Origin of the sequence: Pseudomonas sp. MH9.3 (assembly GCF_034354675.1) — a bacterium.
Lineage (GTDB): Bacteria > Pseudomonadota > Gammaproteobacteria > Pseudomonadales > Pseudomonadaceae > Aquipseudomonas.
This window is the reverse complement of the sequence record NZ_CP133785.1, coordinates 5,046,699-5,073,235: the sequence shown is the minus strand read 5'-3', so window position 1 is coordinate 5,073,235 and position 26,537 is coordinate 5,046,699. Positions and strand designations below refer to the sequence as shown.

Here is a 26,537-nt window from a genome sequence, read left to right as displayed (position 1 = left end):
TTTAAAATCCCGCAACGAGGAACATCCATGCGCCAACCCGATATCGAGATTTACCTGAAGGACGCCGACGTCGACCACAAGGCCATCGCCGCCTGGCTGGGCGCTGCCCTGGGCGCCTGCTCGGACTGGGTCCAGAAAGGCCAGACCTACAAGTGCACGGCCGGCAACGTGCCCGTCACCTGGCTGCCCAAAGCCGTCGGCAAATGGAACAGCCTGTACCTGGAAAGCGACCAGACTCCCTGGGACGACGACATCGCCTGCGCCCGCGCCGCCTTTGCCGCGCTGAACGTCGAAGTGCGCTGCGCGCCGGGCACGTGGGTCGAGGAGGAAGGTGAGGAAAGCGCCGACACCTGGATTCGCATCAGCGCCGACGGTGAAGAACAGATCACCTGGAAAACCGCCTGACCGTGTGGGAGGGGGCTTGCTCCCGATAGCGGTGGGTCAGCCAGCTTATGTGTAGCTGACTCACTGCAATCGGGAGCAAGCCCCCTCCCACATGGGTTCAGTAGTGGACTTACAGGCCGACCACATCCTCAGCCTGCAAGCCCTTCTCGCCGCTCACCAGGGCGTACTCCACCTGCTGGCCCTCGGCCAACGAGCGGTGGCCTTCACCGCGAATGGCGCGGTAGTGCACGAACACATCCTTGCCATCTTCACGCTGTATAAAGCCATAACCCTTTGCATCGTTGAACCACTTCACATTGCCGGTTTCGCGCGTCGTCATCCGTCTTGCTCCCACATGCATTTTTATTGTTGAGTTGTCTGCATTGAACTGCCGAGTATAAGACAGGCTCAAAAACCATCAACTCAAGTTTACATCGCTGCTTTTTTGCCGATTTTCGACGAATACGGCACACTACCCACCCGAGCGCCTGCTCGGTTTTTTTCCACTTCAAGCAGCTCGCCTATGACCCGCTCCCCGTTCCGCCGTCTGGTGTTCGGCACCTTGCGCCGACTGTTGTACCTCTGGGTTCGCTCGGAGACGATCAACCAGTCGTCCCTGACCCTCAACCTCGACCGCAGCCGGCCGGTGTTCTATGTCCTGCAATCGCCTTCCCTCACCGAACTGGCCGTGGTCGATGCCGAGTGCACCAAGGCCGGCCTGCCGCGCCCAGTGCTGCCGGTGGCGGTAGGCCCGTTGATGGAAGCTGCTGCGTTCTTCTACCTCACGCCGGAGCCGGACTGGCTGGGCCGCCAGGACAAGCGCGGGGCGCCGCCTACCCTGACGCGGCTGGTCAACACCCTCAGCGAACACGCCGAAGAGAATGCACAAATCATTCCGGTCAGCGTGTTCTGGGGCCAGTCCCCCGAGAGCGAGTCCAGCCCGTGGAAGCTGCTGTTTGCCGACAGCTGGGCTGTCACCGGGCGCCTGCGCCGCCTGTTGAGCATCCTGATCCTGGGCCGCAAGACCCGGGTGCAATTCTCCGCGCCAATCAACCTGCGCGAATTGATCGAGCACAATAAAGGCCACGAACGCACCGTGCGCATGGCCCAGCGCATCCTGCGCGTGCACTTTCGCAACCTGAAGACGGCGGTCATCGGTCCCGACCTGTCCCACCGTCGCAACCTGGTGAAAGGCCTGGTGAACATGCCCCTGGTGCGCCAGGCCATCCTGGATGAGGCCGAACGGGAAAAGATCGCTCCGGAAAAAGCCAAGGCCCTGGCCCTGCGCTACGGCAACGAGATCGCCTCGGACTACACCTACACCGCGATCCGCTTCCTCGAAGTGGTGCTGAGCTGGTTCTGGAACAAGATCTACGACGGCATCAAGGTCAACAATATCGAAGGTGTGCAACAGGTCGCCCAGGGCTACGAGGTGATCTACGTGCCTTGCCACCGCAGCCATATCGACTACCTGCTGCTGTCGTACCTGCTGTTCAAGAACGGCCTGACCCCACCGCACATCGCCGCCGGGATCAACCTGAACATGCCGGTGATCGGCAGCCTGCTGCGCCGTGGCGGTGCGTTTTTCATGCGCCGCACCTTCAAGGGCAACCCGCTGTACACCTCGGTGTTCAACGAATACCTGCACACCCTGTTCACCAAGGGTTTCCCGGTGGAGTATTTCGTTGAAGGCGGACGCTCGCGCACCGGGCGCATGCTGCAGCCCAAGACCGGCATGCTGGCGATCACCCTGCGCAGCTTCCTGCGCTCTTCGCGCATGCCAATCGTGTTCGTGCCGGTGTACATCGGCTATGAACGCGTGCTCGAAGGCCGCACTTACCTCGGCGAACTGCGCGGTGCGAGCAAGAAGAAAGAGTCGATCTTCGATATTTTCAAAGTGGTCGGCGCGCTCAAGCAGCGCTTTGGCCAGGTCGCGGTCAACTTCGGCGAGCCGATCAAGCTAGCCGAGTTCCTCGACAGCGAGCAGCCGGACTGGCGCTCCCAGGAACTGGGCCCGAACTACAAGCCGGCGTGGCTGCACGAAACCACGCACCGCCTGGGCGAACAGGTGGCGCGCCACCTCAACGAAGCGGCGGCGGTCAACCCGGTGAACCTGGTGGCCCTGGCCTTGCTCTCGACCACACGCCTGGCCCTGGACGAACAGGCCATGGCCCGCCAGCTCGACCTGTACCTGGCGCTGTTGCGCCGCGTGCCCTACTCGCCGCACACCACCTTGCCCGAAGGTGACGGCCTGGCGCTGATCAAGCACGTCAAGGACATGGACCTGCTGTCGGAACAAAGCGATGCCCTGGGCAAGATTCTTTACCTGGACGAGCAGAACGCCGTCCTGATGACCTACTACCGCAACAACGTGCTGCACATCTTCGCCCTGCCGGCCCTGCTGGCGAGCTTCTTCCAGAGCAGCTCGCGCATGAGCCGCGAGCAGATGCTGCGCTACACCCACGCGCTGTACCCGTACCTGCAATCGGAGCTGTTTATCCGCTGGTCCCTGGAAGACCTCGACGCGGTGGTCGACCAATGGCTGCAAGCGTTTGTCGAACAGGGCCTGTTGCGCTTCGAAAACGAGGTGTACTTGCGTCCGGCGCCGAGTTCGCGGCATTTCGTGCTGCTGACATTGCTGTCCAAGAGCATCGCCCAGACCCTGCAACGCTTCTATATGGCAATCTCGCTGCTGCTCAACAGCGGCCAGAGCAGCATCAGCGCCGAAGAGCTGGAAGACCTGTGCACGATCATGGCCCAGCGCCTGTCGATCCTGCATGGCCTCAATGCCCCGGAATTCTTCGACAAGAGCCTTTTCCGACATTTCATCCAGACGCTGCTGGAGCAAGATGTGCTGCGCCGCGACGAAGCCGGCAAATTGAGCTATCACGATTTGCTCGGCGAGCTGGCCGAAGGCGCCGCCAAACGCGTATTGCCCGCCGACATTCGCCTGTCGATCCGTCAGGTGGCGCTGCACCGTGTCGATGGCGCGGCCGAAGCGCCGGTCGAACCTGCACAAAGCCACCCGATTGAATGATCAACCTCTGAACATAAGGAAGCCTTTCATGCTCCGTAACACGCTCCGCCTGACTGCCCTGTGTGCCGGCCTGCTGCTCGGTGCCAACGCCATGGCCCTGGACCTTGGCAGCCTGTCCCAGGCCGACGCCAGTGGCGGCCTCAAGGATGCGCTGACCCAGGGCGCGCAGATTGCCGTGAAACAACTGGGTACCCCCGGCGGTTTCAGCAACAACCCTGAGGTAAAAATCGGCCTGCCGGGCAAGCTCGGTAAAGTCGCCGACAAACTCAAGATGTTCGGCATGGGTGAACAGGTCACCCAGTTGGAAACCAGCATGAACAAGGCCGCCGAAACCGCCGTGACCCAGGCTCAGCCGATCCTGGTCAACGCCGTGAAAAACATGAGCGTGACCGACGCCAAGGGCATTCTCAGCGGCGGTCAGGACTCGGCCACGCAGTACCTGAACAAGAGCAGCCGCGAGCAGATTCGCGCCAGGTTCCTGCCAATAGTCAAAGCAGCGACCGACAAGGTCGGCGTGGCCCAGCAGTACAACGCCCTGGCCGGCAAGGCGGCGGCTTTTGGCGCGGTGGATGCCAAGAGCGCGAATGTCGAAAGCTACGTGACGGAGCAGGCGCTGGACGGTTTGTTCAAGATGATTGCGCAGCAGGAAGAAACCATCCGCAAGAATCCGGCAGCGGCGGCGACGAGCCTGGCCAGGAAAGTCTTTGGTGCACGCTGAGCCTGACTGACGAATGAAAAAGCCCTGACAGTGTCAGGGCTTTTTTTTGCTCAACCGAGTGCCGGGCTTGCTTGTCAGCACACTCAGTAACTTATGCGGCCTTGGGACGAGAAATTACCACTTTGAGAAAACGACATGCCCGAGTTTTCGTTGGCATTGTTGTTTTCATTGTTGATCGTGATATTGATGTCCAGCTTGTTACCCTCCCTGTCTTTGCTTTTATCTTTGTCCTGGTCCTGGCCTTGTCCATTCCCCCCTAACATCGAATTCATCATCTGCATCGGCAGCATCATCAGTATTGGCAAGATCATAAATATTCCTTTCTAGCTGAATTCACATCGGAACCCAAAGCGTCGCATTGTGTGTGCGACGGCACCTACCGGTCGGGTAATCCTTGTGTGGTATCCAGAGAGAAATGGTTCCGGAGGCTACGCGTCCTTCCTTACTCGAAACCACGCCGCATACAGCGCCGGCAGGAACAACAGCGTCAACGCCGTCGCCACAATCAGCCCGCCCATGATCGCGACCGCCATCGGCCCGAAGAACACACTGCGCGACAGGGGAATCATCGCCAGCACTGCCGCCAGCGCCGTCAGCACAATCGGACGAAAGCGCCGCACCGTGGCTTCGATGATCGCCTGCCAGGGCGCAAGGCCGGCCTTGATGTCCTGTTCGATCTGATCCACCAGAATCACCGAGTTGCGCATGATCATGCCCGACAGGGCGATGGTGCCGAGCATCGCCACAAAGCCGAAAGGTTGGCGGAATACCAGCAGGAACAGCGTCACGCCGATCAGGCCCAACGGTGCGGTGAGAAACACCATGGCGGTGCGTGAGAAGCTGCGCAGTTGCAGCATCAGCAACGTCAGCACCACCACGATAAACAAGGGCACGCCGGCCTTCACCGAGTTCTGTCCACGGGCGGCATCTTCGACGGTGCCACCCACCTCGAGCAGGTAGCCATCCGGCAACTCGGCGCGCACCTCCGCAAGGGTCGGCAGGATCTGCTGGACCAGGGTCGCTGGCTGTTCCTTGCCGTAGATATCGGCGCGCACCGTCACCGTCGGCAGGCGATTACGGTGCCAGATGATGCCCTCCTCGAAGCCATATTCGAGGGTGGCGATCTGCGACAGCGCCACGCTCTTGCCGTTGTCGGTGGGCACCGCCAGGCTGGGCAGCAGCGACAACTGCGTACGCTCCTGGACGGTGCCGCGCAGCAGGATTTCGATCAACTCGTTGTCCTCGCGGTATTGGCTGACGCTGGCGCCGGTCAACGAGCGCTGGAGGAATCGCGACAGGTTGGCGGTGCTCACGCCGAGGGCGCGCGCACGGTCCTGATCGATATTGAGGTAGACGATCTTGCTCGGTTCTTCCCAGTCCAGGTGCACATTGACCACATGGGCGTTTTCGCGAACCCTGGCCGCCACTTTCCGCGCAAGGGCGCGCACTTCGTCGATGTGCTCGCCGGTCACCCGGAACTGCACCGGGTAGCCCACGGGCGGGCCGTTCTCCAGGCGCGTGACGCGGGAACGCAGGTCGGGAAATTGTTCGTTGAGGGTTTCGATCAGCCAGGTGCGCAGGTCTTCGCGCGCCTCAATGGTGCTGGCGAGCACCACCACCTGCGCAAAGCTGGTGGCTGGCAGTTGCTGGTCCAGCGGCAGGTAGAACCGCGGCGAACCGGTGCCCACGTAGGCCACATAGTTATCGACCCCCACATGCTCCTTGAGCAAGCCTTCAAGGCGCTTGACCTGGTCGGCAGTGTTGCTCAGGGACGCGCCTTCGGCCAGCTTCAGGTCGACCATCAACTCCAGGCGACCGGAGGCCGGAAAGAACTGCTGCGGCACAAAGCGAAACAACACCACCGAGCCGATAAACAGCAACAGGGTCAGCACGATCACGGTTTTACGTCGGCGTACGCACCATTCCACCACACGTCTGACACGTTGATAGAACGCGGTGCCGTAGGGATCGGGCCCACTGGCGCCATGCTTGGCCGCATGAATCTTCGCCAGGTCCGGCAGAAGTTTTTCCCCCAGGAACGGCACAAACACCACCGCTGCCACCCATGAAGCGAGTAGCGCAATGGTCACTACCTGGAAGATCGAGCGGGTGTATTCGCCGGTACTCGATTGTGCGGTGGCAATCGGCAGGAAGCCTGCTGCCGTGATCAGCGTGCCGGTGAGCATCGGGAAGGCGGTGCTGGTCCAGGCGAAACTGGCGGCCTTGAAGCGGTCGTAGCCCTGCTCCATTTTGATCGCCATCATTTCCACGGCGATGATGGCGTCGTCCACCAGCAGGCCCAGCGCCAGCACCAGGGCGCCGAGGGAGATCTTGTGCAGGCCGATGCCGAGGTAATACATGCTGGCGAAGGTCATGGCCAGCACCAGCGGAATCGCCAGGGCCACCACCATGCCGGTGCGTATTCCCAGGGAGAAGAAACTCACCAGCAGCACAATGGCCAATGCTTCGGCGAGCACCTGGACGAATTCGCCGACACTGGTTTTCACTGCTGCCGGCTGATCCGACACCTTGCGCAGCTCCATCCCGGCCGGAAGGTTCTTTTGCAGCCGTGCGAACTCGCCTTCAAGGGCCTTGCCCAGCACCAGGATGTCGCCACCGTCGCGCATCGCCACGGCCAGGCCGATGGCATCGGCGCCCATGAAGCGCATGCGCGGTGAAGGCGGATCAGTGAAGCCACGCCGAATCTCGGCCACATCGCTGATACGCAGGGTTCGCTCGCCAACGCGAATCGGGAAGTCGCGAATCTGCTCTACGCTTTTGAAGTTGCCCGACACGCGCAGTTGCACGCGCTCGGTCGGGGTTTCGAAGAAGCCGGCGGTGGAGACAGCGTTCTGTTCCTGCAACGCCTGCTGCACCGCCGCCAGGGGCAGGCCGAGGGTGGCGAGCTTGAGGTTGGACAGTTCGATCCAGATTTTCTCGTCCTGCAGGCCGAGCAACTCGACCTTGCCCACATCCGCTACGCGCTGCAGTTGGATCTGGATACGGTCGGCGTAGTCCTTGAGCACGGCGTAGTCGAAGCCGTCACCGGTCAGCGCGTAGATATTGCCGAAGGTGGTGCCGAACTCGTCATTGAAAAACGGCCCCTGGATATCCGGCGGCAGGGTCTGGCGAATGTCGCTGATCTTCTTGCGCACCTGGTACCACAACTCGGGGATCTGCGCCGAGTGCATGGCATCGCGGGCAATGAAGGTGACCTGGGATTCTCCAGGCCGGGAGAACGACACGATGCGCTCGTAATCGCCGGTCTCCATGAGTTTTTTCTCGATGCGCTCGGTGACCTGGCGCGAGACTTCCTCGGCCGTGGCACCTGGCCAGTTGGTCTTGATCACCATGGCCTTGAACGTAAACGGCGGATCCTCGCTTTGCCCCAGCTTGGTGTAGGACAGCGTACCGACTACTGCCAGCAGGATCATCAGGAACAACACGATCTGGCGATTACGCAACGCCCATGCGGAAAGATTGAAACCCATGGGGACTACTCCTTGGCCGCCAGATTCACCACGCGGTTGGCACGATCCACCGGGCGCACCTGCTGGCCTTCGTGGAGCACATGCACGCCGGCGGCAATCACCCAATCCGTGGGTTGCAAACCTTCCAGCACCGGTACGCTGTGTTCACCGAAGGCACCGATACGCACCGGCGTGCGTTCCAGGGTGCTGTCCGGGCGCACACGCCACACGTAGGACGCCCCATTCTCCGCACTGAGGGCGGACAGCGGCACCGACAGCGGAATAACGCCATCGGCCTGTATGAATACGCGCGCGCTCTGGCCCAGCACGGCGGGGACCTTGCCGCCCGTGAACGCAACGCGTGCGGCAAAGGTGCGTGATTTGGGATCGGCCGCCGGCGACAGCTCGCGAATATGCCCGGTAAAGCACTGGTCCGGCTGATTCCACAGCTCCACCGACACTGGCTGACCGATTTTGAAACGGGCAAAGCCCTGCTCCGGCAGGCTGATCGCCACTTCCCGCTCGCCATCAGTGGCCAGGGTGAACACGGTCTGCCCGGCGGACACCACCTGGCCGACTTCCACCGCGCGCCGGGCCACCACGCCATCCTGCGGCGCGCGCAGCACGGCGTAACCGGCCTGGTTGCCGGCCACGGTGAACTCAGCCTTGATCTGTCTGAGCCGTGCTTCACCTGCCCGGTAGAGGTTTTCGGCGTTGTCGTACTGCGAGCGACTGACCATCTGCCGGTCCATCAGCGTTTTGTAGCGATCCCGCTCGGCGCGCACCAGGTTCAGGTTGGCCTCGGCGGCGGCCACCTGGGCGCGCGCGGCGTCCAGCTGCAGGCGCACATCCTGCGGATCAAGCTCGGCCAGTGGCTGGTTGGCCCTGACCCGTTCACCCTCCTCCACCCGGCGCTGGCTGACCTTGCCGCCGATGCGAAAGGCCAGGTCCGGTTCATAGCGGGCACGCACCTCACCGGTGTAGCTGTCCATCGCCTGTGCCGAAGGCTGCGGTTGCACCACCATGGCCGGGCGGACGCTGGTTTGGACCGCTTCTTCGTGGCCACAGGCGGCCAGCAGGAAGACCAGACTGACAGGCAACGCAAGGGGCAGGAAAGTGCTGCGCATGCTGAAGGACCTTTCGCAAATGGAGCGCGGAATAATTATACTGGCCGGTATGTTATTAATACCAAACTCACCAGTCCAGTATTAAAGGTAAAATGTCCTACAATCGTGCCAACACCAATAGCCCTGGGCGTCCCAAGGACATGGCAAAACGCCAGGCAATCCTCGAAGCAGCGAAGGTGCTGTTTTTGAGCAATGGCTACGCCAGCACCAGCATGGACGCCGTGGCCCTTGAGGCCGGCGTGTCGAAACTCACCGTGTACAGCCACTTCACCGACAAGGAAACCTTGTTCACCGCCGCCGTGGTCGCCACCTGCGAGGAACAACTGCCGGTGATGTACTTCGAGCTGCCCGCCGGCATCCCCGTGGAGACGGTGCTGCTGAACATCGCGCGGGGCTTTCATCGGTTGATCAACAGTGAAGAGTCAGTGAACCTGCATCGCCTGATGATGACCACGGGCAATCAGGACGTGAAACTCTCGCAGATCTTCTTCGAGGCGGGCCCGATGCGCATGTTGCAAGGCATGGAGCGCCTGCTGGGCAAGATCGACCAGAGCGGCGCATTGAGCATCGACAAACCGTTTACGGCGGCCGAACACTTCTTCTGCCTGCTCAAGGGCACGGCGAACTTTCGCCTGCTGTATGGCTGCGGCGGGCAGCTGAGTGAGCACGCCGCCGAAGCCCATGTGCAGGATGTGGTGGGGTTGTTCATGCGGGCTTATGGGAGAGGGGCAGCTGTAAGTGGTTAGCTGTTAGCTGCAAGCTAAAAGCAACCGTGCTTGCAGCTCGCAGCTTGCAGCTGCTCTTAAGGCCTAATCGCTTTTTTAGGATAGATGTCATACCGGCTGGACTTGCCATCCAGCGCATGACTGGGCTTGGGCCCGTCAATGCAGGGTGCCTTGCGCGGGCGTTTGACCACCACGCGGTGGCTGGCCAGGGCCAGGGCGGCCGCGAGCAAGGCCGGGGCGTCCGGGTCATCGCCCACCAGGGGCCGAAACAGGCGCATTTCCTTCTTCACCAGTGCCGTTTTCTCACGGTGCGGGAACATCGGGTCGAGGTAGATGACCTGGGGCGGTTCGCCCTGCCAGTTGAGCATCAGGTCGATGGCGTTGCCCTTGAGCAACTGCATGCGCGCGACAATCGGCGCGACTTCAAAATCATCCGCGCCGCGTGCGAGGCCGTCTTCGAGCAAGGCGCCGATCAGCGGCTGGCGCTCGATCAGGCGCATCTCGCAACCCAGGCTTGCCAGCACGAAAGCGTCCTTGCCCAGGCCTGCGGTGGCATCGAGTACCCGTGGCCGTACGCCTTGAGCAATCCCCACCGCCTTGGCGATCATCTGCCCGCTGCCGCCGCCGTATAGCCGCCGATGGGCAGCGCCGCCTTCAACAAAGTCAACACGCACCGGCCCCGGCGCGTCAGGCCCCAGCTGTTGCAGTTGCAGGCCGTGCTCACCCACTTGCAGGGAAAAATCCGCCGCTTCGAGCTGCACCGGCAAGCCGAGCAGCGCCGCCCACTGCTCGGCGCGCGCCTGAAATCCGTCGGCCAAGGCTTCGACACGAATGCGGCTGGCCGCTGGTTGTTCGCTCATCAATCGCTACGCTCAAAAATATTAAGGATCGGCCAATAACGGCCGATAAAACCAACAGTCAGGTATTTTGCCAGAGCTGAGCGTCGACCGAGAAAAATGTCAGACATTCTCCCCCTAACCATCGGTGTACTGCCGACCCACAACCACTACGGACTGCGCAATACTCAAGCGCTGGCCGGGGTGAGTCATGTGTGGCAGGACTTCTTCGCCCGCGCGCTGGCCGAACAGTTGGGCGGGACGGCGGATGCGCAGGCGGCTCAGGCTCCAGCCGTGGCGGACCCGGCGGTTGAGCCCAGCGCCGGTGCCGACGTGCTGTCGCAGATTCTCACCCAGCGCGAATGCAACGTCACCGACACCCCGATCGCCCCGCCTGAACCGCTGTTCTTACCGATTGCCGAATTCGAGACCAACCTGCTGCCACCGGCCGCGACGCCGTTCCCTGAAGAAGAACTCGTCGCTCAACAGCGTCAGCAGAACTTCGAAAGCGGCTGGGTGCGCCCTCTGGTGCTGACCGCCGGCCAGCAGCCACCCGCGCCAGGCCCTGCGCCGCAACCGCGCGCGCTGCACCTGCCGATTGCCGAATTCGAACTGGACCTGCTGCCTGCGCCTGCCGAGCCGTACCCAGCCGAAGCGCTGGTGGCGCAGCAAAAGGCCCTGGACTTCGACGCCTACTGGGCACGCCCGCTGGTGGCGCACAACTTGCGCCTGGCCGCCTAACGACACACCCACCCACGTCCCATGTCCAGGTGGAAATGATTGCGGTGTGCCGCGTTGTAGTCCGGACTCAACACCACGTTGAAATCATCACAGGCGCTGTCGCGCACATGGCGCAGGAATCGCGCACTGTCGCCCTCCCCCGGCCAATCCTTGAGCACACTGATGCGGCGCCCGTCCGCCAGGCGAAAGCCTGCGATATCCACTGCATTGGCCGACGCATGCTGGCTGAGTCGCCCGTCGGCGCGGTTATAGACATTACGGCAGGCGAAGCTGCCCAGGTGATCGACACGCGTCACCGCTTGGCCAAACACGGCCTGGGCGGCCGGTTGCAGGCTGTGGCGTTCGAACAGGGCAAACGCCACCGCCAGCGGGCAACTGGCGAGAAAGCTGCTGCTCAAGGTCACCTGCGCGCCCTGCACGCGCAATACATTGCGCAACGGGCACGCAACATCGGCCGGCGAATCCGCCTGATGGCTGACGCGCAAGCCCGAGGTCTGCAGCACCTGGTCGCACAGGGCGGGGTCATCCTGTAGACGCCCCAGCTTGAAGCGCGTCAACAGGTTGGGCGTGTCGCGCACATCCAGCGGCGTCCAGGGATTCCATTGATTCGGCAAGGGCAGCCAGCCGCGCCAGGCACCCAGTGCGACGGCGCCCGCGAGCAACAACAGCATGGCGGTGACGCTTAGGCCGCGCACCGCTTACTCCTTGAAGAATTGGCTGGCCTGGCTGTAGGACATCGAGCGTTCGGTAAAGGAAAAAGTGCCCAACCCACACACCTCCTGCGCCGCCCGATAAAACTCGCCATACGCCGCCAGCGCCATGGCCGACCCTACGCTGATGCGCTTGACGCCCATGTCGCTCAACTGCGCCACGCTGAGTTTGAGGCCACCGGACATCAACACATTCACCGGCTTGGGGGCTACGGCCTTGACCACCGCCAGCACCTCTTCGGCACTGCGCAGGCCCGGTGCGTAGAGCACGTCGGCACCGGCCTCGGAATAGGCCTGCAGCCGGCGCAGGGTGTCAGGCAAATCCAGGCGACCGTGCAGGAGGTTCTCCGCGCGGGCCGTCAGCATGAACGGGAACGGCAGGCTGCGTGCTGCGGCCACTGCGGCCTCCACACGCTCGACCGACAGGTCAAAGGCGTAGATCGGGTCGGCGGCAATACCTGTGGCATCTTCGATGGAGCCGCCGACAATACCCACAGCCGCGGCCCGCAGGATGGTCCGGGCGCAGCCTTCAGGGGTGTCGCTGAAGCCGTTTTCCAGATCGGCTGCCACCGGCAACGCCGTGGCCTTGGCGATCATCCCGGCGTTGACCAGCGTGTCCTCCAACGACAACGCCCCTTCGGCATCCGGGCGACCCAGGCTGAAGGCATAACCGGCGCTGGTGGTGGCCAGGGCTTCAAAGCCGAGATGGGCAAGCATGATGGCGGACCCCGCGTCCCACGGGTTGGGCATCACGAATGCGCGATCACGGGTGTGCAGGGCCTGGAAGGTTTCGGCGCGAAGGGTTTGGGCATCCATGACTGACTCCTGGCGGGAAAGGGAGCCCTAGAGTAACCCCAGTTGCTCCGCTGCGGGCTCGCGATGCAAGGTCGGCAACGCCGGCAGGCCCGGCAGACGCGCCATCAGTCTGGCGTGAAACCGCAACGCCAGCTGCGCCGCGAGACGGTTGTCGGAGGTGTGCAGGAACACGTACGGCGTGCGGCCTTCTTCAATCCAGACGGCGACTTTTTCCACCCAGGGCGTCAGGAACGGGTCGTTGGCCTCCAGCTCCGGATGGCCGATAAAGCGCACCTGTGGCCATTGCGTCAGCGCTGCCGGGCGCGTTGGCACCTTGGGCTTTTTCGATTGGGCATGCAGCACCGCAGGCGTTGTGGCGGTGCAACTGAACAGCGCGCGCGGATCGAGGCAGATGCGCTCCACGCCACGGTCGCGCAACAGGCGGTTGAGGCTGCGCTCGGCGTCGCCCTTGGCGAAAAACTCCTGATGACGCACCTCGACCGCCAGCGGGCGTTCCAATCCGTCGATAAATCCGGCCAGCTCGCCCAGGCGTTGCGGCGAAAACGTTGCGGGTAATTGCAGCCACAGCGGCGACACACGCTCGCCGAGCGGGCTCATCAGGCCGACGAAACTTTCCGCCGCCGGCAGCTGTTCGCGCAGGTCGGCGCTGTGGCTGATGTCACCGGGGAACTTGGCGGTGAAGCGAAAATCATCCGGCATGATCTCGGCCCAGCGCTGCACCGTGGCGGCCGAGGGTCGAGCATAAAAGGTGGTGTTGCCTTCAACGGCGTTGAAGACCTGTGAATACAGCGCCAGGTAATCGCTGGAGCGCGCATCGACCGGATACAGGTACTCGCGCCAGGCGTTTTCACTCCAGGACGGGCAACCGATGTAGTAAGGCAGACGCATCAGATATGGACGTCGAGACCCAGCACTTCCATATCCCATTCGACAAAACCGGCGGTGGTCAGGTAGCTGGCCAGGGCAGTGGCGACGCTTTTGCTCATGGAGCGGGGGAAGACCATGTCTTGCTGACGGGCCGGCAGGCCGCTGATACGCGCACCTGCGCCACTTTGGGCATGGGCGGGTGCTTCGGCGTGGACTTCGATGAAGTCGGGCGAATCCTCGACGGCATCGTCCACCCGAACGTTCGCCTTACGCGGCTTGCGCTTGATGGGGTAGGACTGTGAAGAAAAGCCGTCTATACGCATGGATGCGAGCTCGCTATCAATGATGGCACTTTAATGGCGCTTTCCGTGGCGCGCAAATGCTCTGGTGATAACTAGAACACATATTTTGAAAAATGTTTCAAAGCAGGGGCAGATTCTGACGATTGGCGCAGAATTTGGAGTCCACGCCCTCTTCAACTGTGCCCTGTGGCGAGCAGGCTTGTCCTGCGTTGGGCTGCGCAGCAGCCCCAAAACCAGACGCTGAGCCGTATCAGGTACACCGCGTTTTGCTTGATTGGGGGCGCTTCGCACCCCAACGCGGGGCAAGCCCGCTCGCCACAGGGGCCTGATCGTTTGATCAGAGACCCCGCTCGGCCTTGGTCTGGGCGACTTTATCGCGCAAATAAACCGGGGCGGCCTGATCGGCCGGGATCGCCTCGCCACGCTCGAACGCGAAGCGCGCCAGGGTCAACAGGTCTTCGGCATGGGGCAACAGCGTGGCGTCCTGGCCCACAAGCGGCACATTGATGCGCTCGCCGTACCCCCAACCGGTGCCTGCACCGAACCAGTCACCGCTGGCATCGTCAGGCAACCGCGAGGACTCGGGCGGCTGCACGGCTTCCACACCCACCAGACGCATTTCACCCGCCGTCTCGCGGTAGCAGCCCCAATACACTTCGTCCATGCGCGCATCAATCGCTGCCGCTACCTGCGTCGCACCGTGCTCTCGCAGCGCCCGCTGGGCCAGCACGGCGAGGTTGGACACCGGCAACACCGGGCGCTCCAGCGCAAATGCGAGGCCCTGCACCACGCCGATGGCGATACGTACGCCGGTAAACGCGCCGGGGCCGCGGCCGAAGGCGATGGCATCGACGGCAGACAAGGCGATGCCGGCGTCTTCAAGCAGTTGCTTGATCATCGGCAGCAGCTTTTGCGCGTGCAGGCGCGGGATCACCTCGTAGTGGCTGGTTACCTTGCCATCGTGCAGCAAGGCAACGGAGCAAGCTTCGGTCGCGGTGTCCAGGGCCAGCAGGGTGCTCATCGGTGTGGGTATCCAGGTCGGAAAAAAGTGCGCCAGTATAAACAACAACGGCCCGCAAGCGGGCCGTTGTAGACAATCGAGGAGCGATCAGCTCAGTGCCTGCAGCACCTTGGCGGTAATCGCTTCCACGGAACCGACGCCAGGAATATGGCTGTATTTCGGCTTGCCGTGTGCAGCGGACAGTTTCTGATAGAAGTCCACCAGCGGCTTGGTCTGGGAATGGTAGACCGACAGGCGATGGCGCACGGTTTCTTCAGTGTCGTCCTTGCGCTGCACCAGGTCTTCACCGGTGATATCGTCCTTGCCTGCCACTTTTGGCGGGTTGTAGACGATGTGGTAAACGCGGCCCGAGCCTTCGTGAACGCGACGACCGGCGATACGCTGGACGATTTCTTCATCTTCAACCGCGATTTCAACCACGGCATCCAGCTCGACGCCGGCCTTCACCAGGGCTTCAGCCTGGGGAATGGTGCGAGGAAAACCGTCGAACAGGAAACCATTCTTGCAATCGTCCTGGCTGATGCGTTCCTTGACCAGGTTGATGATCAGGTCATCGGAGACCAGCCCGCCGCTGTCCATCACGCTCTTGGCGATCAGGCCCAGTTCGGTGCCGGCCTTGACGGCCGCGCGCAGCATGTCGCCGGTGGAGATTTGTGGAATGCCGAATTTTTCAGTGATGAACTTTGCCTGAGTACCTTTACCGGCCCCGGGAGCTCCCAGCAGAATGACGCGCATCGATGTGCTCCTCAATTTTTTATAGAGATGACGCTCGGATTCGCCACGTGGGGCCAATCTCGTAAAAATAGGGTTCGAGGCCGACCAAACGGCCAAAGGCTGATCAAGATACACAGCGGGCCTTAACCACACAAGCCGCCGAAAGTCGCAGTCAATCACGCTGTGCGTGCGCTGCCGGCTGGGTGTGCCTGAGTGCGACCCGAGCGCCTGAACAACGACCGCCCTGTTTTGGGCGGTCGCGCTTGTTCAACTGCAAGCCGTTGAGAACACGCAAAAAACCTTAGCCGGTGTTGCGCAAACCGGCGGCAATACCGGCCACGGACACCAGCAGCGCCTGTTCCAGAGGGCTGTCCTGTGCCGCTTCCTGCGCGCGGGAACGGGCCAGCAGTTCGGCCTGCAACAGGTGCAAGGGGTCCAGGTAGGTATTGCGCAGGCGGATGAACTCAAGGGTGTCCGGGCTATGGGCTAGCAGTTGCGACTGCCCCGTCAGGCCCAGTACCACCCCGCACGCCTGCGACAATAGGTCGCGTAAATGCTCGCCCAGGGGTAACAGGTCCGGTTGCACCAGGCGCTCGTCGTACAAACGGGCGATATCGGCGTCGGCCTTGGCCAGCACCATCTCCAGCATATCGATGCGGGTGCGGAAGAACGGCCATTGCTCGCGCATCTGCCCCAGCAGATCGCCCTCACCGCGCGCCAACGCCTTGCTCAACGCCGCTTCCCAGCCCAGCCAGGCGGGCAGCATCAGGCGCGTCTGGGTCCAGCCGAAAATCCACGGAATCGCACGCAGGCTCTCGATGCCGCCGGCACGGCGCTTGGCCGGGCGGCTGCCGAGGGGCAAGCGGCCGAGTTCCTGCTCCGGGGTGGACTGGCGGAAGTACTCGACGAACTGCGGATTTTCCCGCACCACCGCGCGGTAGGCGCTGACGCCGTCGGCCGCCAATTCATCCATCAGATGGCGCCAGGCCGGTTCGGGCGGCGGCGGCGGCAACAGCGTCGCCTCCAGCACGGCGGCCAGATAGAGGTTGAGGTTCTGCTCGGCGATATCCGGCAGGCCGAACTTGAAACGGATCATCTCGCCCTGTTCGGTGGTACGGAAACGCCCCGCCACCGAGCCGGGTGGCTGCGACAGGATCGCCGCGTGAGCCGGGCCACCGCCACGCCCCACGGTGCCGCCGCGGCCGTGGAACAACAGCAGTTCCACCTGTTGCTCGCGGCAGATATCCACCAGACGCTCCTGCGCCCGGTATTGCGCCCACGCGGCGGCGGTGGTGCCGGCGTCCTTGGCCGAATCCGAATAGCCGATCATCACTTCCTGCGGGCCATGCAGGCGCGCGCGATAGCCCGGCAAGAGCAGCAGTTGCTCGATCACAGGCCCTGCGTTATCCAGGTCGGCCAGGGTTTCGAACAGCGGCACCACGCGCATCGGCCGTTGCACGCCCGACTCTTTAAGCAGCAATTGCACGGCCAGCACATCCGACGCCGCGCCCGCCATGGAGATGACATACGAGCCCAGCGACGCCTCAGGTGCGGCGGCAATTTCCTTACAGGTGTTGAGCACCTCGTCGGTATCGGCCGAAGGCTTGAAATAAGCCGGCAGCAGCGGTCGACGGTTGGCCAGTTCCTGCATCAGAAAGCGGATGCGCGCGTCTTCGTCCCACTCTTCATAGCGACCCAGGCCAAGGTAATCGGTGATCTCGCTCATGGCCGCGCAGTGGCGCGTGGAATCCTGGCGTACATCCAGCCGCACCAGGAACAGGCCGAACGTCACCGCGCGGCGCAGGCAATCGAGCAGCGGACCGTCAGCGATCACGCCCATGCCGCACTCATGCAGCGACTGGTAGCACAGCTGCAGCGGCTCCAGCAGGTCACGGTTGTCCTGCAACACCTCCGCCGGCGCCGGGGTGCTGCTGCTCAGCGCGGAATGTGCCCACTGGCGCGTGGCGCGCAGGCGCTCGCGCAGTTGCTTGAGCACGGCGCGATAAGGCTCCACGTTGTCGCCGACCCTGGCCTGCAATGCGGCGCTGGCCTTTTGCATCGACAGCTCGGCCGCCAATTGATCGACATCGCGCAGGTACAGATCAGCAGCCATCCAGCGCGCCAGCAGCAGGACCTCGCGGGTGACCGGTGCGGTCACGTTGGGGTTGCCATCGCGGTCGCCGCCCATCCACGAGGCAAAACGAATCGGCGCCGCCTCCAGGGGCAGGTGCAGGCCGGTGGCGGCATGCAGGGCCTGATCGGCCTTGCGCAGGTAATTGGGAATGGCGTGCCACAGCGAATGCTCGATCACCGCAAAGCCCCATTTGGCTTCATCCACCGGCGTGGGCCGGGTGCGGCGGATTTCTTCGGTGTGCCAGGCCTCGGCAATCAGGCGTTGCAGGCGCTCGCGGATCTGCTCGCGCTCGGCAGTGGTGAGGTCGCGGTGATCCTGCAGCGCCAGTTGCGCGGCAATCGCATCGTATTTCTGGATCAGGGTACGCCGGGCCACTTCGGTGGGGTGAGCGGTGAGGACCAGCTCAATCTCCAGGCGCCCGAGTTGGCGGGCCAGGGATTCATCGCTGTGGCCTTCGGCCTGCAGGCGCGCCAACAGCTCAGGCAACACGCGGGACTCGAACGGCGCGGGTTGCGACTCGTCGCGTCGGTGAATCAACTGGTACTGCTCGGCGATATTGGCCAGGTTAAGGAACTGGTTGAAGGCACGGGCCACGGGCAGCAGCTCGTCTTCCTGCAGCTGATTCAGCCGGCTGCTCAGCTCATCGCCAGCGCCGCGCCGGTCAGCCTTGGCGCCTTTGCGAATCTGCTCGATCTTGTCGAGAAAGGCATCGCCGTACTGCTCTCGAATGGTATTGCCCAACAATTCACCCAGCAGGTGAACATCCTCACGCAAGCGTGCATCGATATCACTCATCAGCCACTCTCCAGCCAGAATTTGCGGGACGCGCAGGTTTTCCAGAGTGCCGCTCGCGCCGGTTTCTGACAAGACACTTTAAACCTTGGCGCTCGCCGCGAGTCTCAAGTCATGAGTCGACGGGTTTATTCACGCCGCCGGCTGGACGCCCATCACCGCCTGCAGACACAGGCTTTATTGAGGTTGCCATGAAAATTCGAGATCTGGCCCAGCATTGGGAAGAAACCGCCACGGGTCGATTGACCAAGACCGAGTACGCTATTCACCTGGACGTGGAGGCTGCGGCAAGGCTCTCGGCCATCGCTGAAATGTACCCCAAGCGCCAAACCGAAGAATTGCTCGGCGAACTGATTGGCGCAGCCCTTGAAGAGCTGGAAGCGAGCTTTCCCTACGTCAAGGGCCAACACGTGGTGGCCACTGACGAGGAAGGCGATCCGTTATACGAAGACGTCGGCCCCACGCCACGCTTTCTCGAATTGTCGCGTCGCTTTCTGCATGATTTATCCGCCGACGACGATCAATCGAAGCACTCCTGAACTCGAATACCCCCCTGTATTCCGGGCCTCAAGCAGGCTCGGCGTACCACTGCGCGTCGTCAAAGTTCCAAATTTCAAACGCTGACCATTCAGTCAGATATTTTTTTAGGCAAATCGCCATCTCCGCTGAACTTTTGAAAAAAGCCTCCGGTCACAACCAGTAAGCCATCACTTGGAACGGTCGTTTTAAAGGGCACGTCGATTTTTCACCGTCGGCCCCTACCGCTGAACCAGTGAACCGGATTTTGATATTTTTCAGGAGTTATCCAATGGAGTTGAAGACGATGAAGACCAGCACTGCCAAATCCTCGTTTAACCATCTGCGCGGGCTGAAGTTGGCCGCGCTGGCAATCGGCACCAGCTTCGTTCTGGCGGGCTGCGCCGGCAACCCTCCGACCGAGCAGTACGCGGTGACCCAGTCCGCGGTGAACAGCGCTGTCAGCGCTGGCGGCACCGAGTTCGCGGCCGTTGAAATGAAAGCGGCCCAGGACAAGCTCAAAGAAGCTGAAATCGCCATGCACGACAAGAACTACGACAAGGCGCGTCAGTTGGCTGAGCAAGCCGAGTGGGATGCCCGCGTTGCCGAGCGTAAGGCTCAGGCCGCCAAAGCCGACCAGGCTGTGAAAGATTCCCAGAAGGCGGTTGACGATCTGCGCCGCGAAGGCATGCGCCCGGCCGTTATCCAGCAGAAGTAAGCCATTGCTACTGATGACTGCATCGCACCTGATATCGAATTGAAAGGACGACACGATTATGCGTAAACAAATGATGATCCCTGCCCTGCTGGCGATGAGCGTTGCTCTGGCGGCTTGCTCCACCCCGCCGAACGCGAACCTGGAAAACGCACGGACCAACTTCACGGCCCTGCAAACCAACCCGCAAGCGACCAAGCTGGCCGCGCTTGAAACCAAAGACGCCAGTGAATGGCTGGACAAGGCTGACAAGGCCTACCGCGACAAGGAAGACGAGAAGAAAGTCGACCAACTGGCGTACCTGACTAACCAGCGCGTTGAAGTGGCCAAAGACACCATTTCCCTGCGTGAGTCCGAAGCCAAGCTGAAAAACGCTGGCGACGACCGTGCCCGTGCTCTGCTGGACGCGCGTGATGCGCAGATCAAGCAGCTGCAGAACAGCCTGAACGCCAAGCAAACCGACCGTGGCACCCTGGTGACCTTCGGTGACGTGCTGTTCGCCACCAACAAGTCCGATCTGAAATCCACTGGCCTGGTCAACATCACCAAGCTGGCGCAGTTCCTGCGCGATAATCCGGACCGCAAAGTAATCGTCGAAGGCTACACCGACAGCACCGGTTCCGATTCGTACAACCAGAGCCTGTCCGAGCGCCGCGCGGCTTCCGTACAGCGTGCACTGGCCCAGCAAGGCGTGGACATCTCGCGCATCGTGACCCAGGGTTATGGCAAGGAATACCCGGTTGCCGATAACGGCAGCGCCTCGGGCCGCGCCATGAACCGTCGCGTTGAAGTGACCATCTCCAACGACAACCAGCCGGTCAAGCCACGTTCTTCCATGGCTAACTGATCGATTGACGCTGCAAAAAAAACCCACCTTTCGGTGGGTTTTTTTCGATCAGACTTCGACCTTACGACCGCTGTCACTCTCCGGCATCATCGCCTCCATGCCTTGGCGACCGGCCATCATTTTATCAAGCGCCTCCTGGTCCATCTGGCCGCCTTCACCGCCCCCAGCGCCACCGCCCTGCGCGCCACCCATGGCCTTGGACAGAATCTCCATGAGCATTTTCATCGGATCCTGTTTTGCCTGGCCGTCCTGCGCGCCTTGGGCACCTTGCTGGCCGCCCTGGCCCAGCTTTTCTGCGCCCTGGGCCATTTCCATCATCTTGGCGATTGCGCCAATTCCGCCCATTCCACCAATCATGTTTACACTCCCGGAATCGATATACGTAAGTTGTCTGCCAGCAACACTGACATGTCACTCAGTGGCGTCTTACGCAATACCGTTCCAGATATTTCTGGAATCGGGCGATTTAGGTGAGGGGCACGCTACTCGCGCACTGTGGGTGTTTCCTGGCCCATGCAGCGAACAGCCTGCTTTTTGTCGTTAACCAGCACGCCACTCAAACCTTTGTGTTCGGTATCAAACATCACCAGCACACCTTCAACACACTGCGCCACTTGGGCAGCCGGGGTCAGTGACACCTTATAGTCCTCGCCCGGTACGGTTTTGAGCAGGGTAAAGTCGCTGAGCAGCAACGCGTCTTCGGGTTTGGCGAAATGCAGGTAGCCGTAATACCACAGGCAGCCGACCGTACCGATGAGGGTGCCGATGCCGGTGAGGATCAGCGGGATCAGGTTGCGCTCTTCGCTCATTGCGGAGTCTCTGACGAATCGACTTGGGGAGCGGGGTAGTTCGGAATTTCCCCCAGGCGGCGCAGGCCATTGAAGTGCTGCGGGTCATCCAGATAACGCAGCATTACGGTTTGCCAAGTCTTGTCGGCAAAGGTCTGCACGTGGCCGCCACGGGTCAGTTGCAACACCCTCGGCGGCGGCGCGGCTTGATACAGGCGGATGCCGTTGGCGACCGGCACAATCGGGTCGTCCAGGCTGTGAAACAACAGTTTGGGCACGCCGGTAAGACGGGGCATGGCCGTAATCGCACTGTCGGCATCCGGCACCAGCCACGACAGTGGCACCTGCAACGGCCAGGTCAACCAGGACGTGCTCAGGGCGAATTGCCCTACGTCACGATAACTGGCAGGCACGCCATCCAGCACCAGCGCCTTGAGTTGGGACTGGCGCTGTGGATGCTCTGCCAGGTAGTGCACCGCGAGCGCACCGCCAAGGCTCTGACCGAGGACGATCAGCGGCTGCCCCTGGGCTTCGGGGGCCCGGTCGAGCCAGTTGAAAGCGGCATCCACATCCTGATAGACCGCCGGCAACGAGGGCTTGCCCTGCGACAGCCCGTAGCCGCGATAGTCCAGCAGCAGCACCTGATAGCCTTGCTCCGGCAGCCACCAACTGCCGCCCAGGTGCCAGGCCAGGTTGCCGCCATTGCCATGCAGGTGCAGCACCGTGCCTTTGAGCGGCACCCCCGGCTTGGCCGGCAGCCACCAGACATGCAGTTTCACGCCGTCGGCGGTGGTAAGGGTGACATCACGGTACTGCAGATGGGCTTTCTCCGGCGTGAACGGCAGACCGGGTTCGGGGTAGAACAGCAGGGAACTACAGCCGCTCAATGTGAGCAGCAGGCACAGGATGCCGAGGATTCTCATCCGTTGAAACCTCTTGATTTGGCTGAAATTACCGTTTGCTCCAGGGTGCGGTCACAGGATATTGGAGTAATCCGCTTCGATCCGGTCCAGGCTCAGGTGGTTGAGGAAGTTGGAAAAACACATCCACGCCGCGAGCGCGTTCATGTCGCGAAACTGCTCGGGCAGGTACTTGGGTGGCACCACCAGGCCTTCGTCGACCAGTTGGCGCAGGGTGCGCATGTCTTCCAGGGTGGTCTTGCCGCAGAACAGCAGCGGCACCTGCTCCAGCTTGCCTTTGCGCACGGCAAGCTGGATGTAGTTGTAGACCATGATGAAGCCCTTGAGGTAGGACAGGTCCTTGGTGAACGGCAGCCCGTTCGGCACCGAGCCACGAAACACCCGGCTGGCGTTGCCATAGCTTTCGGCAATCTCGAAACCTTGCTCGCGGAAGAACTCGAACACCTGCAGAAAGTCCGCGCCCTCCTCCACCATATGAATGGCACGGGTGCGGTTGGTGAGCTTGCGCAGGCGACTGGGGTAGGAGGCGAACGTGATGATCTCCATCAAAATCGCCAGGCCCTCCTGGGTCACGGTGGACGACGGCGGCCCCTTGGACAGGAAGGTGCAGATCGGCTGGTTCTGGCCGTTGAGGGTAGTGCCCACGTGCACCAGCCCTTCATGCACTTCCAGGGCACGTACGTCGCGGTCGTTGAACATCGCGTCGGCGCGGATCTTGATGTAGTCGGCGCCCGCTGCGGCGTCGGCGACGATGCCATCGGACTCGAACACGCGAATGGTCTCTTCGGCCTCGCCAAACACTTTATTCAAGCGGGTTTGCAGCAGCGCCACGGCGTCCTTGGCGGTGAGGGTCTTGGCTTCGTCCTTGAGGTCGCCGCGGCCGTCGATATTGTTCAGGTAGTCGGAGAGCATCAGGCCCAGGTCGGCCAGGGTCGGGTCGCCGGCATGGAAGGCGTCGGAGGCCGCGCCGTAGAGTTCCTGGGAGATCAGGCCGAAGTCCTCGGTGCCGCGCGCTTCCAGCATGCGCACCACCATGCGGTATTCGCGGCACATGCGGCGCATGATCTGCCCCACCGGGCTGAACTGGCCGAGGCGACGGGTGATGTCACGCTCGATGTTCTGGAACTCAAGCTTGACCGCGCTGGAATCGAACGCCAATGGCCGGTTCAGGTAATAGTCGCGATCAACGGCGGGCATCTCCCTGCCCTTGGCCTTGAGGAATCCCTGGCGAATGTTCTCGTCCCACTTCACGGCATCGAGCACGCGAATCGGTGTTTGCGCCAGCACAATGCGGTCGGACAAGGTGCGTATCGTCTGCTGGTAATCGTCCACCCGATGCTTCCTCTTTAAACGTTATTTGCCCGCGCGCCGGTAGCGTACGGCTTGCACGAATACATCGGCGTTGGCCGGGTCATCCAGGTAGGCGAAGACCTGTTCCATGGGACTGTCGATCAGCACGCCGTCGCCTTCGACGGTTTGCACGGCAGTGCCTTGCAGCGTCTTCTGTTCCATCGCTTGATGAATCTGCTCAAGGTCGAGGTTGTAGACCACTAATTCGTGCTTTTCGTCGAATTCGAAACCCGCCAGGATGAAATGCCCGCCCAGCTTGGCCGGCAGCGGCGCCGACAGGTACCAGCGCCCGCCATGGCGCGACACGCTGAACAGGTATTCATCACGCTGCCCCGGCTTGGCTGAAGGATAGCTCACGGCTTTGTAACGCTGTTCACCGGCGCGGGTAATCTGCATGTTCAGCGGCTCGCCCCAGGCGTTTCTGCTGACCCATTTGCCCAGCAACTCGTTGGGCGCCGCTTCGCGTGTGAGCAGCGGGTTTTTGAAGGTCACCAGGCAACCGCTGAGCAGCAGGAACGACAGGACGGTGACCGCGACACGCCAGGCTTTCATTGCGTACTCCATGAAGTATGGGAGCTGGCTTGCCTGCGATAGCATCACCGCGGTGTGCCTGAACGACCCGGGAGTCTGCATCACAGGCAAGCCAGCGCCCACATAAAGCGGATCGCACACAGGCATGGCTACACCGAGGCCAACACCAAATGCATGTAACGCTTGAGGATCTCAAGCATCTCGTCACTGGTCAGCGGCTCTGCACCGCCCAACAGGCCCTGATATTCCATCCGACTGATAATCGCCGTCAACACTTTGGCATCCTGCTGCGGCTCGCGCGAGCCCAATACCTGGAAAAACTGCCCGGTGCCCTGCAACAGAATCTGCTGGTGGGAGCGCACCAGTTCGGCCAGTCGCGGATTCAGCAGCGCTTCCTGGCGAAACGCCTGCTCGGCCATCAGGTAGTCGCGCCGATTGCTCAACTGGCGCTGCACATAGTCCGCCGTCAGCCGCGCAATGTCATCGGCCAACTGCGAACGCGATGCCGGGCTGCCGTCGCCGTAAGCGACCATCTCGCGCAGCAGGCCTTCGTTGCGCACCCACAGCTTGCCCATGAACGCGGCGCTGCGTTCGACGTATTGGGCGAAGGTATCGGTGAGCAAGTCATCGATGTCCTTGAAATAGTAGGTGGTGGCTGACAACGGCACACCAGCCTCCGCCGCCACGGCGCGATGGCGCACGGCACGTACGCCGTCACGCACCACGATGCGCATGGCCGCATCGAGAATCTCCTGCCGGCGCTGTTCGCTGCCTCGACGACTGGCCTTGCGGCCCTGGTACTGGACACTTTCAGCCACGGCAGCAGCAATGCCGGCGGCGCCTTCTTGAGCCATTACGCGGTTCACCACACACATCCTTGGATTTGATTAAAACCTGGCGCTGTTTGCTTGACGCTTATAAACGCCACATAAAAAAGCCGCCTTATAAAAGGCGGCTCAGGATTTCACTTCGGTCAGGCTTGCGGCCGCATGTGCGGGAACAGAATCACATCGCGGATCGACGGCGAGTTGGTCAACAGCATCACCAGACGGTCGATGCCGATACCTTCACCGGCAGTGGGCGGCATGCCGTATTCCAGGGCACGCACGAAGTCGGCGTCGTAGTGCATGGCTTCGTCGTCACCGGCGTCCTTGTCGGCCACCTGGGCCATGAACCGCTCGGCCTGGTCTTCTGCGTCGTTGAGCTCGGAGTAGGCGTTGGCGATTTCGCGGCCGCCGATGAACAGCTCGAAACGGTCGGTGACGTTCGGGTTGTCGTCGTTGCGACGCGCCAGTGGCGACACTTCGAACGGGTACTGGGTAATGAAGTGCGGCTGCTCCAGCTTGTGCTCCACCAGCTCTTCGAAAATCATCACCTGCAGCTTGCCCAGGCCTTCGAAACCCAGCACCTTGGCGCCGGCTTTCTTGGCGATGGCGCGGGCCTTGTCGATATCGTTGAGGTCGTCAGCGGTCAGCTCGGGATTGTACTTGAGGATCGAGTCGAACACCGACAGCCGCACGAACGGCTCGCCAAAGTGGAACAGCTTGTCGCCGTACGGCACGTCGGTCGTCCCGAGAACAAGCTGCGCCAGCTCGCGGAACAACTCCTCGGTGAGGTCCATGTTGTCTTCGTAGTCGGCGTACGCCTGGTAGAACTCCAACATGGTGAATTCAGGGTTGTGACGGGTCGAGACGCCTTCGTTACGGAAGTTGCGGTTGATCTCGAAGACCTTTTCAAAGCCCCCCACCACCAGGCGCTTGAGGTACAGCTCCGGCGCAATACGCAGGAACATTGGCAGGTCGAGCGCGTTGTGGTGAGTCTCGAACGGCTTGGCTGCGGCGCCCCCGGGGATGGTCTGCAGCATCGGCGTTTCCACTTCGAGGAAGTCACGCTTGGCGAGAAAACTGCGGATGTGGGCGATCACCTGCGAGCGCACGCGGAAGGTCTGGCGCACGTCTTCGTTGACGATCAGGTCAACGTAGCGCTGGCGATAACGCTGCTCGGTGTCGGTGAGGCCGTGGTGCTTGTCCGGCAGCGGGCGCAGGGATTTGGTCAGCAGGCGCACGCTGGTCATTTCGACGTACAGGTCGCCCTTGCCGGAACGGGCCAGGGTGCCTTCGGCGGCAATGATGTCGCCCATGTCCCAGGTTTTCACCGAGGCCAGGGTTTCTTCAGGCAGGGTCTTGCGGTTGACGTAGACCTGGATACGCCCGGTCATGTCCTGGATCACCATGAACGAGCCACGGTTGAGCATGATGCGACCTGCCACCTTGACCGGAATCGCAGCCTCTGCCAGCTCTTCCTTGGTCTTGTCCACGTACTGCTTCTGCAAGGCATCGCAGTAGTTGTCGCGGCGGAAGTCGTTGGGGAAGGCATTGCCCTTGGCGCGCTCGGCAGCAAGCTTTTCCTTGCGCAGGGCGATCAGGGAGTTTTCTTCCTGTTGCAGGGCTTGCGGGTCGAGTTGTTGGTCGCTCAT

General features: G+C 61.9%; 27 protein-coding genes. 8 read left to right on the top strand and 19 right to left on the bottom strand.

Annotation, left to right across the window (positions count from 1 at the left end; genetic code table 11):
- Positions 1-27: 27 nt before the first annotated feature.
- Positions 28-405, top strand: a complete 378-nt coding sequence (locus tag RHM60_RS22570; protein ID WP_209989490.1) for a hypothetical protein — start codon at positions 28-30, stop codon at positions 403-405.
- Between the two features lie 109 nt (positions 406-514).
- On the opposite strand, the gene RHM60_RS22565 is transcribed toward RHM60_RS22570, so the two are convergent.
- Positions 515-724, bottom strand: coding sequence for a cold-shock protein (locus tag RHM60_RS22565; RefSeq protein ID WP_057007767.1), 210 nt, complete (start codon positions 722-724; stop codon positions 515-517).
- Between the two features lie 183 nt (positions 725-907).
- Here RHM60_RS22565 and plsB point away from each other — a divergent pair, with 183 nt between their 5' ends.
- Entirely contained in the window at positions 908-3,421 is a 2,514-nt protein-coding gene (gene plsB, locus RHM60_RS22560) for a glycerol-3-phosphate 1-O-acyltransferase PlsB (RefSeq protein ID WP_322212837.1), read from the top strand.
- A gap of 28 nt (positions 3,422-3,449) precedes the next feature.
- Complete coding sequence (locus RHM60_RS22555; protein ID WP_322212836.1) at positions 3,450-4,139, top strand: DUF4197 domain-containing protein; 690 nt, start codon at positions 3,450-3,452, stop codon at positions 4,137-4,139.
- Between the two features lie 83 nt (positions 4,140-4,222).
- Here the strand turns inward: RHM60_RS22555 and RHM60_RS22550 are convergent, their stop codons facing one another.
- The 3 genes from RHM60_RS22550 to RHM60_RS22540 all read right to left on the bottom strand — a co-directional run bounded on the left by RHM60_RS22550 (position 4,223) and on the right by RHM60_RS22540 (position 8,736).
- Complete coding sequence (locus RHM60_RS22550; RefSeq protein ID WP_209989480.1) at positions 4,223-4,450, bottom strand: hypothetical protein; 228 nt, start codon at positions 4,448-4,450, stop codon at positions 4,223-4,225.
- A gap of 117 nt (positions 4,451-4,567) precedes the next feature.
- Positions 4,568-7,630: an efflux RND transporter permease subunit gene (locus RHM60_RS22545; RefSeq protein ID WP_322212833.1), complete on the bottom strand. Its 3,063-nt coding sequence runs from the start codon at positions 7,628-7,630 to the stop codon at positions 4,568-4,570.
- Positions 7,631-7,635: 5 nt separating this feature from the next.
- On the bottom strand, positions 7,636-8,736 hold the full coding sequence (locus RHM60_RS22540; RefSeq protein ID WP_322212832.1) for an efflux RND transporter periplasmic adaptor subunit: 1,101 nt from the start codon (positions 8,734-8,736) through the stop codon (positions 7,636-7,638).
- Between the two features lie 92 nt (positions 8,737-8,828).
- Here RHM60_RS22540 and RHM60_RS22535 point away from each other — a divergent pair, with 92 nt between their 5' ends.
- The gene (locus RHM60_RS22535) at positions 8,829-9,482 is read left to right on the top strand and encodes a TetR/AcrR family transcriptional regulator (protein WP_209989471.1); all 654 of its coding nucleotides are present in this window, start codon (positions 8,829-8,831) and stop codon (positions 9,480-9,482) included.
- A 56-nt stretch (positions 9,483-9,538) separates the two neighbouring features.
- Here RHM60_RS22535 and RHM60_RS22530 read toward each other — a convergent pair whose 3' ends face one another.
- Positions 9,539-10,321 (bottom strand): class I SAM-dependent methyltransferase, encoded by a 783-nt coding sequence (locus RHM60_RS22530; RefSeq protein WP_209989468.1) that lies wholly within the window; start codon positions 10,319-10,321, stop codon positions 9,539-9,541.
- A gap of 96 nt (positions 10,322-10,417) precedes the next feature.
- Between RHM60_RS22530 and RHM60_RS22525 the strand changes: the two genes are divergently transcribed.
- Positions 10,418-11,038, top strand: a complete 621-nt coding sequence (locus RHM60_RS22525; RefSeq protein ID WP_322212831.1) for an energy transducer TonB — start codon at positions 10,418-10,420, stop codon at positions 11,036-11,038.
- On the opposite strand, the gene RHM60_RS22520 is transcribed toward RHM60_RS22525, so the two are convergent.
- From RHM60_RS22520 to ppc, 7 genes are all read right to left on the bottom strand, one after another.
- Entirely contained in the window at positions 11,035-11,709 is a 675-nt protein-coding gene (locus tag RHM60_RS22520) for an extensin family protein (protein ID WP_322214658.1), read from the bottom strand. The two genes, RHM60_RS22525 and RHM60_RS22520, sit on opposite strands and share 4 nt — an antisense overlap.
- 27 nt (positions 11,710-11,736) lie before the next feature.
- Positions 11,737-12,564, bottom strand: a complete 828-nt coding sequence (locus RHM60_RS22515) for an isocitrate lyase/phosphoenolpyruvate mutase family protein (protein WP_322212830.1) — start codon at positions 12,562-12,564, stop codon at positions 11,737-11,739.
- Positions 12,565-12,591: 27 nt separating this feature from the next.
- Positions 12,592-13,452, bottom strand: coding sequence for a DUF72 domain-containing protein (locus RHM60_RS22510; RefSeq protein ID WP_209989459.1), 861 nt, complete (start codon positions 13,450-13,452; stop codon positions 12,592-12,594).
- On the bottom strand, positions 13,452-13,754 hold the full coding sequence (locus tag RHM60_RS22505; RefSeq protein WP_209989456.1) for a hypothetical protein: 303 nt from the start codon (positions 13,752-13,754) through the stop codon (positions 13,452-13,454). Before RHM60_RS22505 ends, RHM60_RS22510 begins: the two co-directional genes overlap by 1 nt.
- 316 nt (positions 13,755-14,070) lie before the next feature.
- Positions 14,071-14,754 carry a tRNA (adenosine(37)-N6)-threonylcarbamoyltransferase complex dimerization subunit type 1 TsaB gene (tsaB, locus tag RHM60_RS22500; RefSeq protein WP_322212829.1) on the bottom strand — a complete coding sequence of 228 codons (684 nt, stop codon included), beginning with the start codon at positions 14,752-14,754 and terminating at the stop codon, positions 14,071-14,073.
- Between the two features lie 87 nt (positions 14,755-14,841).
- Positions 14,842-15,489, bottom strand: coding sequence for an adenylate kinase (gene adk, locus RHM60_RS22495; RefSeq protein ID WP_003231293.1), 648 nt, complete (start codon positions 15,487-15,489; stop codon positions 14,842-14,844).
- A gap of 280 nt (positions 15,490-15,769) precedes the next feature.
- Entirely contained in the window at positions 15,770-18,397 is a 2,628-nt protein-coding gene (gene ppc, locus RHM60_RS22490; protein ID WP_322212827.1) for a phosphoenolpyruvate carboxylase, read from the bottom strand.
- Positions 18,398-18,585: 188 nt separating this feature from the next.
- On the opposite strand from ppc, the gene RHM60_RS22485 reads away from it, so the two are divergent.
- The 3 genes from RHM60_RS22485 (at position 18,586) to RHM60_RS22475 (ending at position 20,472) form a co-directional block, all read left to right on the top strand.
- Positions 18,586-18,933, top strand: a complete 348-nt coding sequence (locus tag RHM60_RS22485; RefSeq protein ID WP_209989449.1) for a pilin assembly protein — start codon at positions 18,586-18,588, stop codon at positions 18,931-18,933.
- 269 nt (positions 18,934-19,202) lie between these two features.
- Entirely contained in the window at positions 19,203-19,628 is a 426-nt protein-coding gene (locus RHM60_RS22480) for a DUF4398 domain-containing protein (protein ID WP_209989446.1), read from the top strand.
- A gap of 58 nt (positions 19,629-19,686) precedes the next feature.
- Positions 19,687-20,472, top strand: coding sequence for an OmpA family protein (locus tag RHM60_RS22475; RefSeq protein WP_209989443.1), 786 nt, complete (start codon positions 19,687-19,689; stop codon positions 20,470-20,472).
- Positions 20,473-20,520: 48 nt separating this feature from the next.
- Here the strand turns inward: RHM60_RS22475 and RHM60_RS22470 are convergent, their stop codons facing one another.
- From RHM60_RS22470 to lysS, 7 genes are all read right to left on the bottom strand, one after another.
- On the bottom strand, positions 20,521-20,829 hold the full coding sequence (locus RHM60_RS22470; protein WP_209989440.1) for a hypothetical protein: 309 nt from the start codon (positions 20,827-20,829) through the stop codon (positions 20,521-20,523).
- A 125-nt stretch (positions 20,830-20,954) separates the two neighbouring features.
- Positions 20,955-21,281, bottom strand: coding sequence for a hypothetical protein (locus tag RHM60_RS22465; protein ID WP_209989437.1), 327 nt, complete (start codon positions 21,279-21,281; stop codon positions 20,955-20,957).
- Positions 21,278-22,183: an alpha/beta hydrolase gene (locus tag RHM60_RS22460; protein ID WP_322212826.1), complete on the bottom strand. Its 906-nt coding sequence runs from the start codon at positions 22,181-22,183 to the stop codon at positions 21,278-21,280. The genes RHM60_RS22465 and RHM60_RS22460 overlap by 4 nt, the downstream gene beginning before the upstream one ends.
- Before the next feature lie 51 nt (positions 22,184-22,234).
- Positions 22,235-23,512 carry a flavohemoglobin expression-modulating QEGLA motif protein gene (locus RHM60_RS22455; protein WP_209989431.1) on the bottom strand — a complete coding sequence of 426 codons (1,278 nt, stop codon included), beginning with the start codon at positions 23,510-23,512 and terminating at the stop codon, positions 22,235-22,237.
- Positions 23,513-23,533: 21 nt separating this feature from the next.
- Complete coding sequence (locus tag RHM60_RS22450; protein ID WP_322212825.1) at positions 23,534-24,082, bottom strand: hypothetical protein; 549 nt, start codon at positions 24,080-24,082, stop codon at positions 23,534-23,536.
- Positions 24,083-24,210: 128 nt separating this feature from the next.
- Positions 24,211-24,927 (bottom strand): TetR/AcrR family transcriptional regulator, encoded by a 717-nt coding sequence (locus RHM60_RS22445; RefSeq protein WP_209989427.1) that lies wholly within the window; start codon positions 24,925-24,927, stop codon positions 24,211-24,213.
- A 107-nt stretch (positions 24,928-25,034) separates the two neighbouring features.
- Entirely contained in the window at positions 25,035-26,537 is a 1,503-nt protein-coding gene (lysS, locus tag RHM60_RS22440; RefSeq protein WP_209989424.1) for a lysine--tRNA ligase, read from the bottom strand.

Bases quoted from the DNA above. Each gene is read 5' to 3' on its own strand.
- RHM60_RS22550 (WP_209989480.1), bottom strand. From the start codon at position 4,450: ATGATCTTGCCAATACTGATGATGCTGCCGATGCAGATGATGAATTCG.
- plsB (WP_322212837.1), top strand. From the start codon at position 908: ATGACCCGCTCCCCGTTCCGCCGTCTGGTGTTCGGCACCTTGCGCCGA.
- RHM60_RS22480 (WP_209989446.1), top strand. From the start codon at position 19,203: ATGGAGTTGAAGACGATGAAGACCAGCACTGCCAAATCCTCGTTTAAC.
- RHM60_RS22525 (WP_322212831.1), top strand. From the start codon at position 10,418: ATGTCAGACATTCTCCCCCTAACCATCGGTGTACTGCCGACCCACAAC.
- RHM60_RS22530 (WP_209989468.1), bottom strand. From the start codon at position 10,321: ATGAGCGAACAACCAGCGGCCAGCCGCATTCGTGTCGAAGCCTTGGCC.
- RHM60_RS22450 (WP_322212825.1), bottom strand. From the start codon at position 24,082: ATGAAAGCCTGGCGTGTCGCGGTCACCGTCCTGTCGTTCCTGCTGCTC.
- RHM60_RS22520 (WP_322214658.1), bottom strand. From the start codon at position 11,709: ATGCTGTTGTTGCTCGCGGGCGCCGTCGCACTGGGTGCCTGGCGCGGC.
- RHM60_RS22470 (WP_209989440.1), bottom strand. From the start codon at position 20,829: ATGATTGGTGGAATGGGCGGAATTGGCGCAATCGCCAAGATGATGGAA.
- tsaB (WP_322212829.1), bottom strand. From the start codon at position 14,754: ATGAGCACCCTGCTGGCCCTGGACACCGCGACCGAAGCTTGCTCCGTT.
- RHM60_RS22570 (WP_209989490.1), top strand. From the start codon at position 28: ATGCGCCAACCCGATATCGAGATTTACCTGAAGGACGCCGACGTCGAC.
- adk (WP_003231293.1), bottom strand. From the start codon at position 15,489: ATGCGCGTCATTCTGCTGGGAGCTCCCGGGGCCGGTAAAGGTACTCAG.
- RHM60_RS22475 (WP_209989443.1), top strand. From the start codon at position 19,687: ATGCGTAAACAAATGATGATCCCTGCCCTGCTGGCGATGAGCGTTGCT.
- ppc (WP_322212827.1), bottom strand. From the start codon at position 18,397: ATGAGTGATATCGATGCACGCTTGCGTGAGGATGTTCACCTGCTGGGT.
- RHM60_RS22555 (WP_322212836.1), top strand. From the start codon at position 3,450: ATGCTCCGTAACACGCTCCGCCTGACTGCCCTGTGTGCCGGCCTGCTG.
- RHM60_RS22540 (WP_322212832.1), bottom strand. From the start codon at position 8,736: ATGCGCAGCACTTTCCTGCCCCTTGCGTTGCCTGTCAGTCTGGTCTTC.
- RHM60_RS22515 (WP_322212830.1), bottom strand. From the start codon at position 12,564: ATGGATGCCCAAACCCTTCGCGCCGAAACCTTCCAGGCCCTGCACACC.
- RHM60_RS22535 (WP_209989471.1), top strand. From the start codon at position 8,829: ATGTCCTACAATCGTGCCAACACCAATAGCCCTGGGCGTCCCAAGGAC.
- RHM60_RS22460 (WP_322212826.1), bottom strand. From the start codon at position 22,183: ATGAGAATCCTCGGCATCCTGTGCCTGCTGCTCACATTGAGCGGCTGT.
- RHM60_RS22565 (WP_057007767.1), bottom strand. From the start codon at position 724: ATGACGACGCGCGAAACCGGCAATGTGAAGTGGTTCAACGATGCAAAG.
- RHM60_RS22465 (WP_209989437.1), bottom strand. From the start codon at position 21,281: ATGAGCGAAGAGCGCAACCTGATCCCGCTGATCCTCACCGGCATCGGC.
- RHM60_RS22505 (WP_209989456.1), bottom strand. From the start codon at position 13,754: ATGCGTATAGACGGCTTTTCTTCACAGTCCTACCCCATCAAGCGCAAG.
- RHM60_RS22485 (WP_209989449.1), top strand. From the start codon at position 18,586: ATGAAAATTCGAGATCTGGCCCAGCATTGGGAAGAAACCGCCACGGGT.
- RHM60_RS22510 (WP_209989459.1), bottom strand. From the start codon at position 13,452: ATGCGTCTGCCTTACTACATCGGTTGCCCGTCCTGGAGTGAAAACGCC.
- RHM60_RS22545 (WP_322212833.1), bottom strand. From the start codon at position 7,630: ATGGGTTTCAATCTTTCCGCATGGGCGTTGCGTAATCGCCAGATCGTG.
- lysS (WP_209989424.1), bottom strand. From the start codon at position 26,537: ATGAGCGACCAACAACTCGACCCGCAAGCCCTGCAACAGGAAGAAAAC.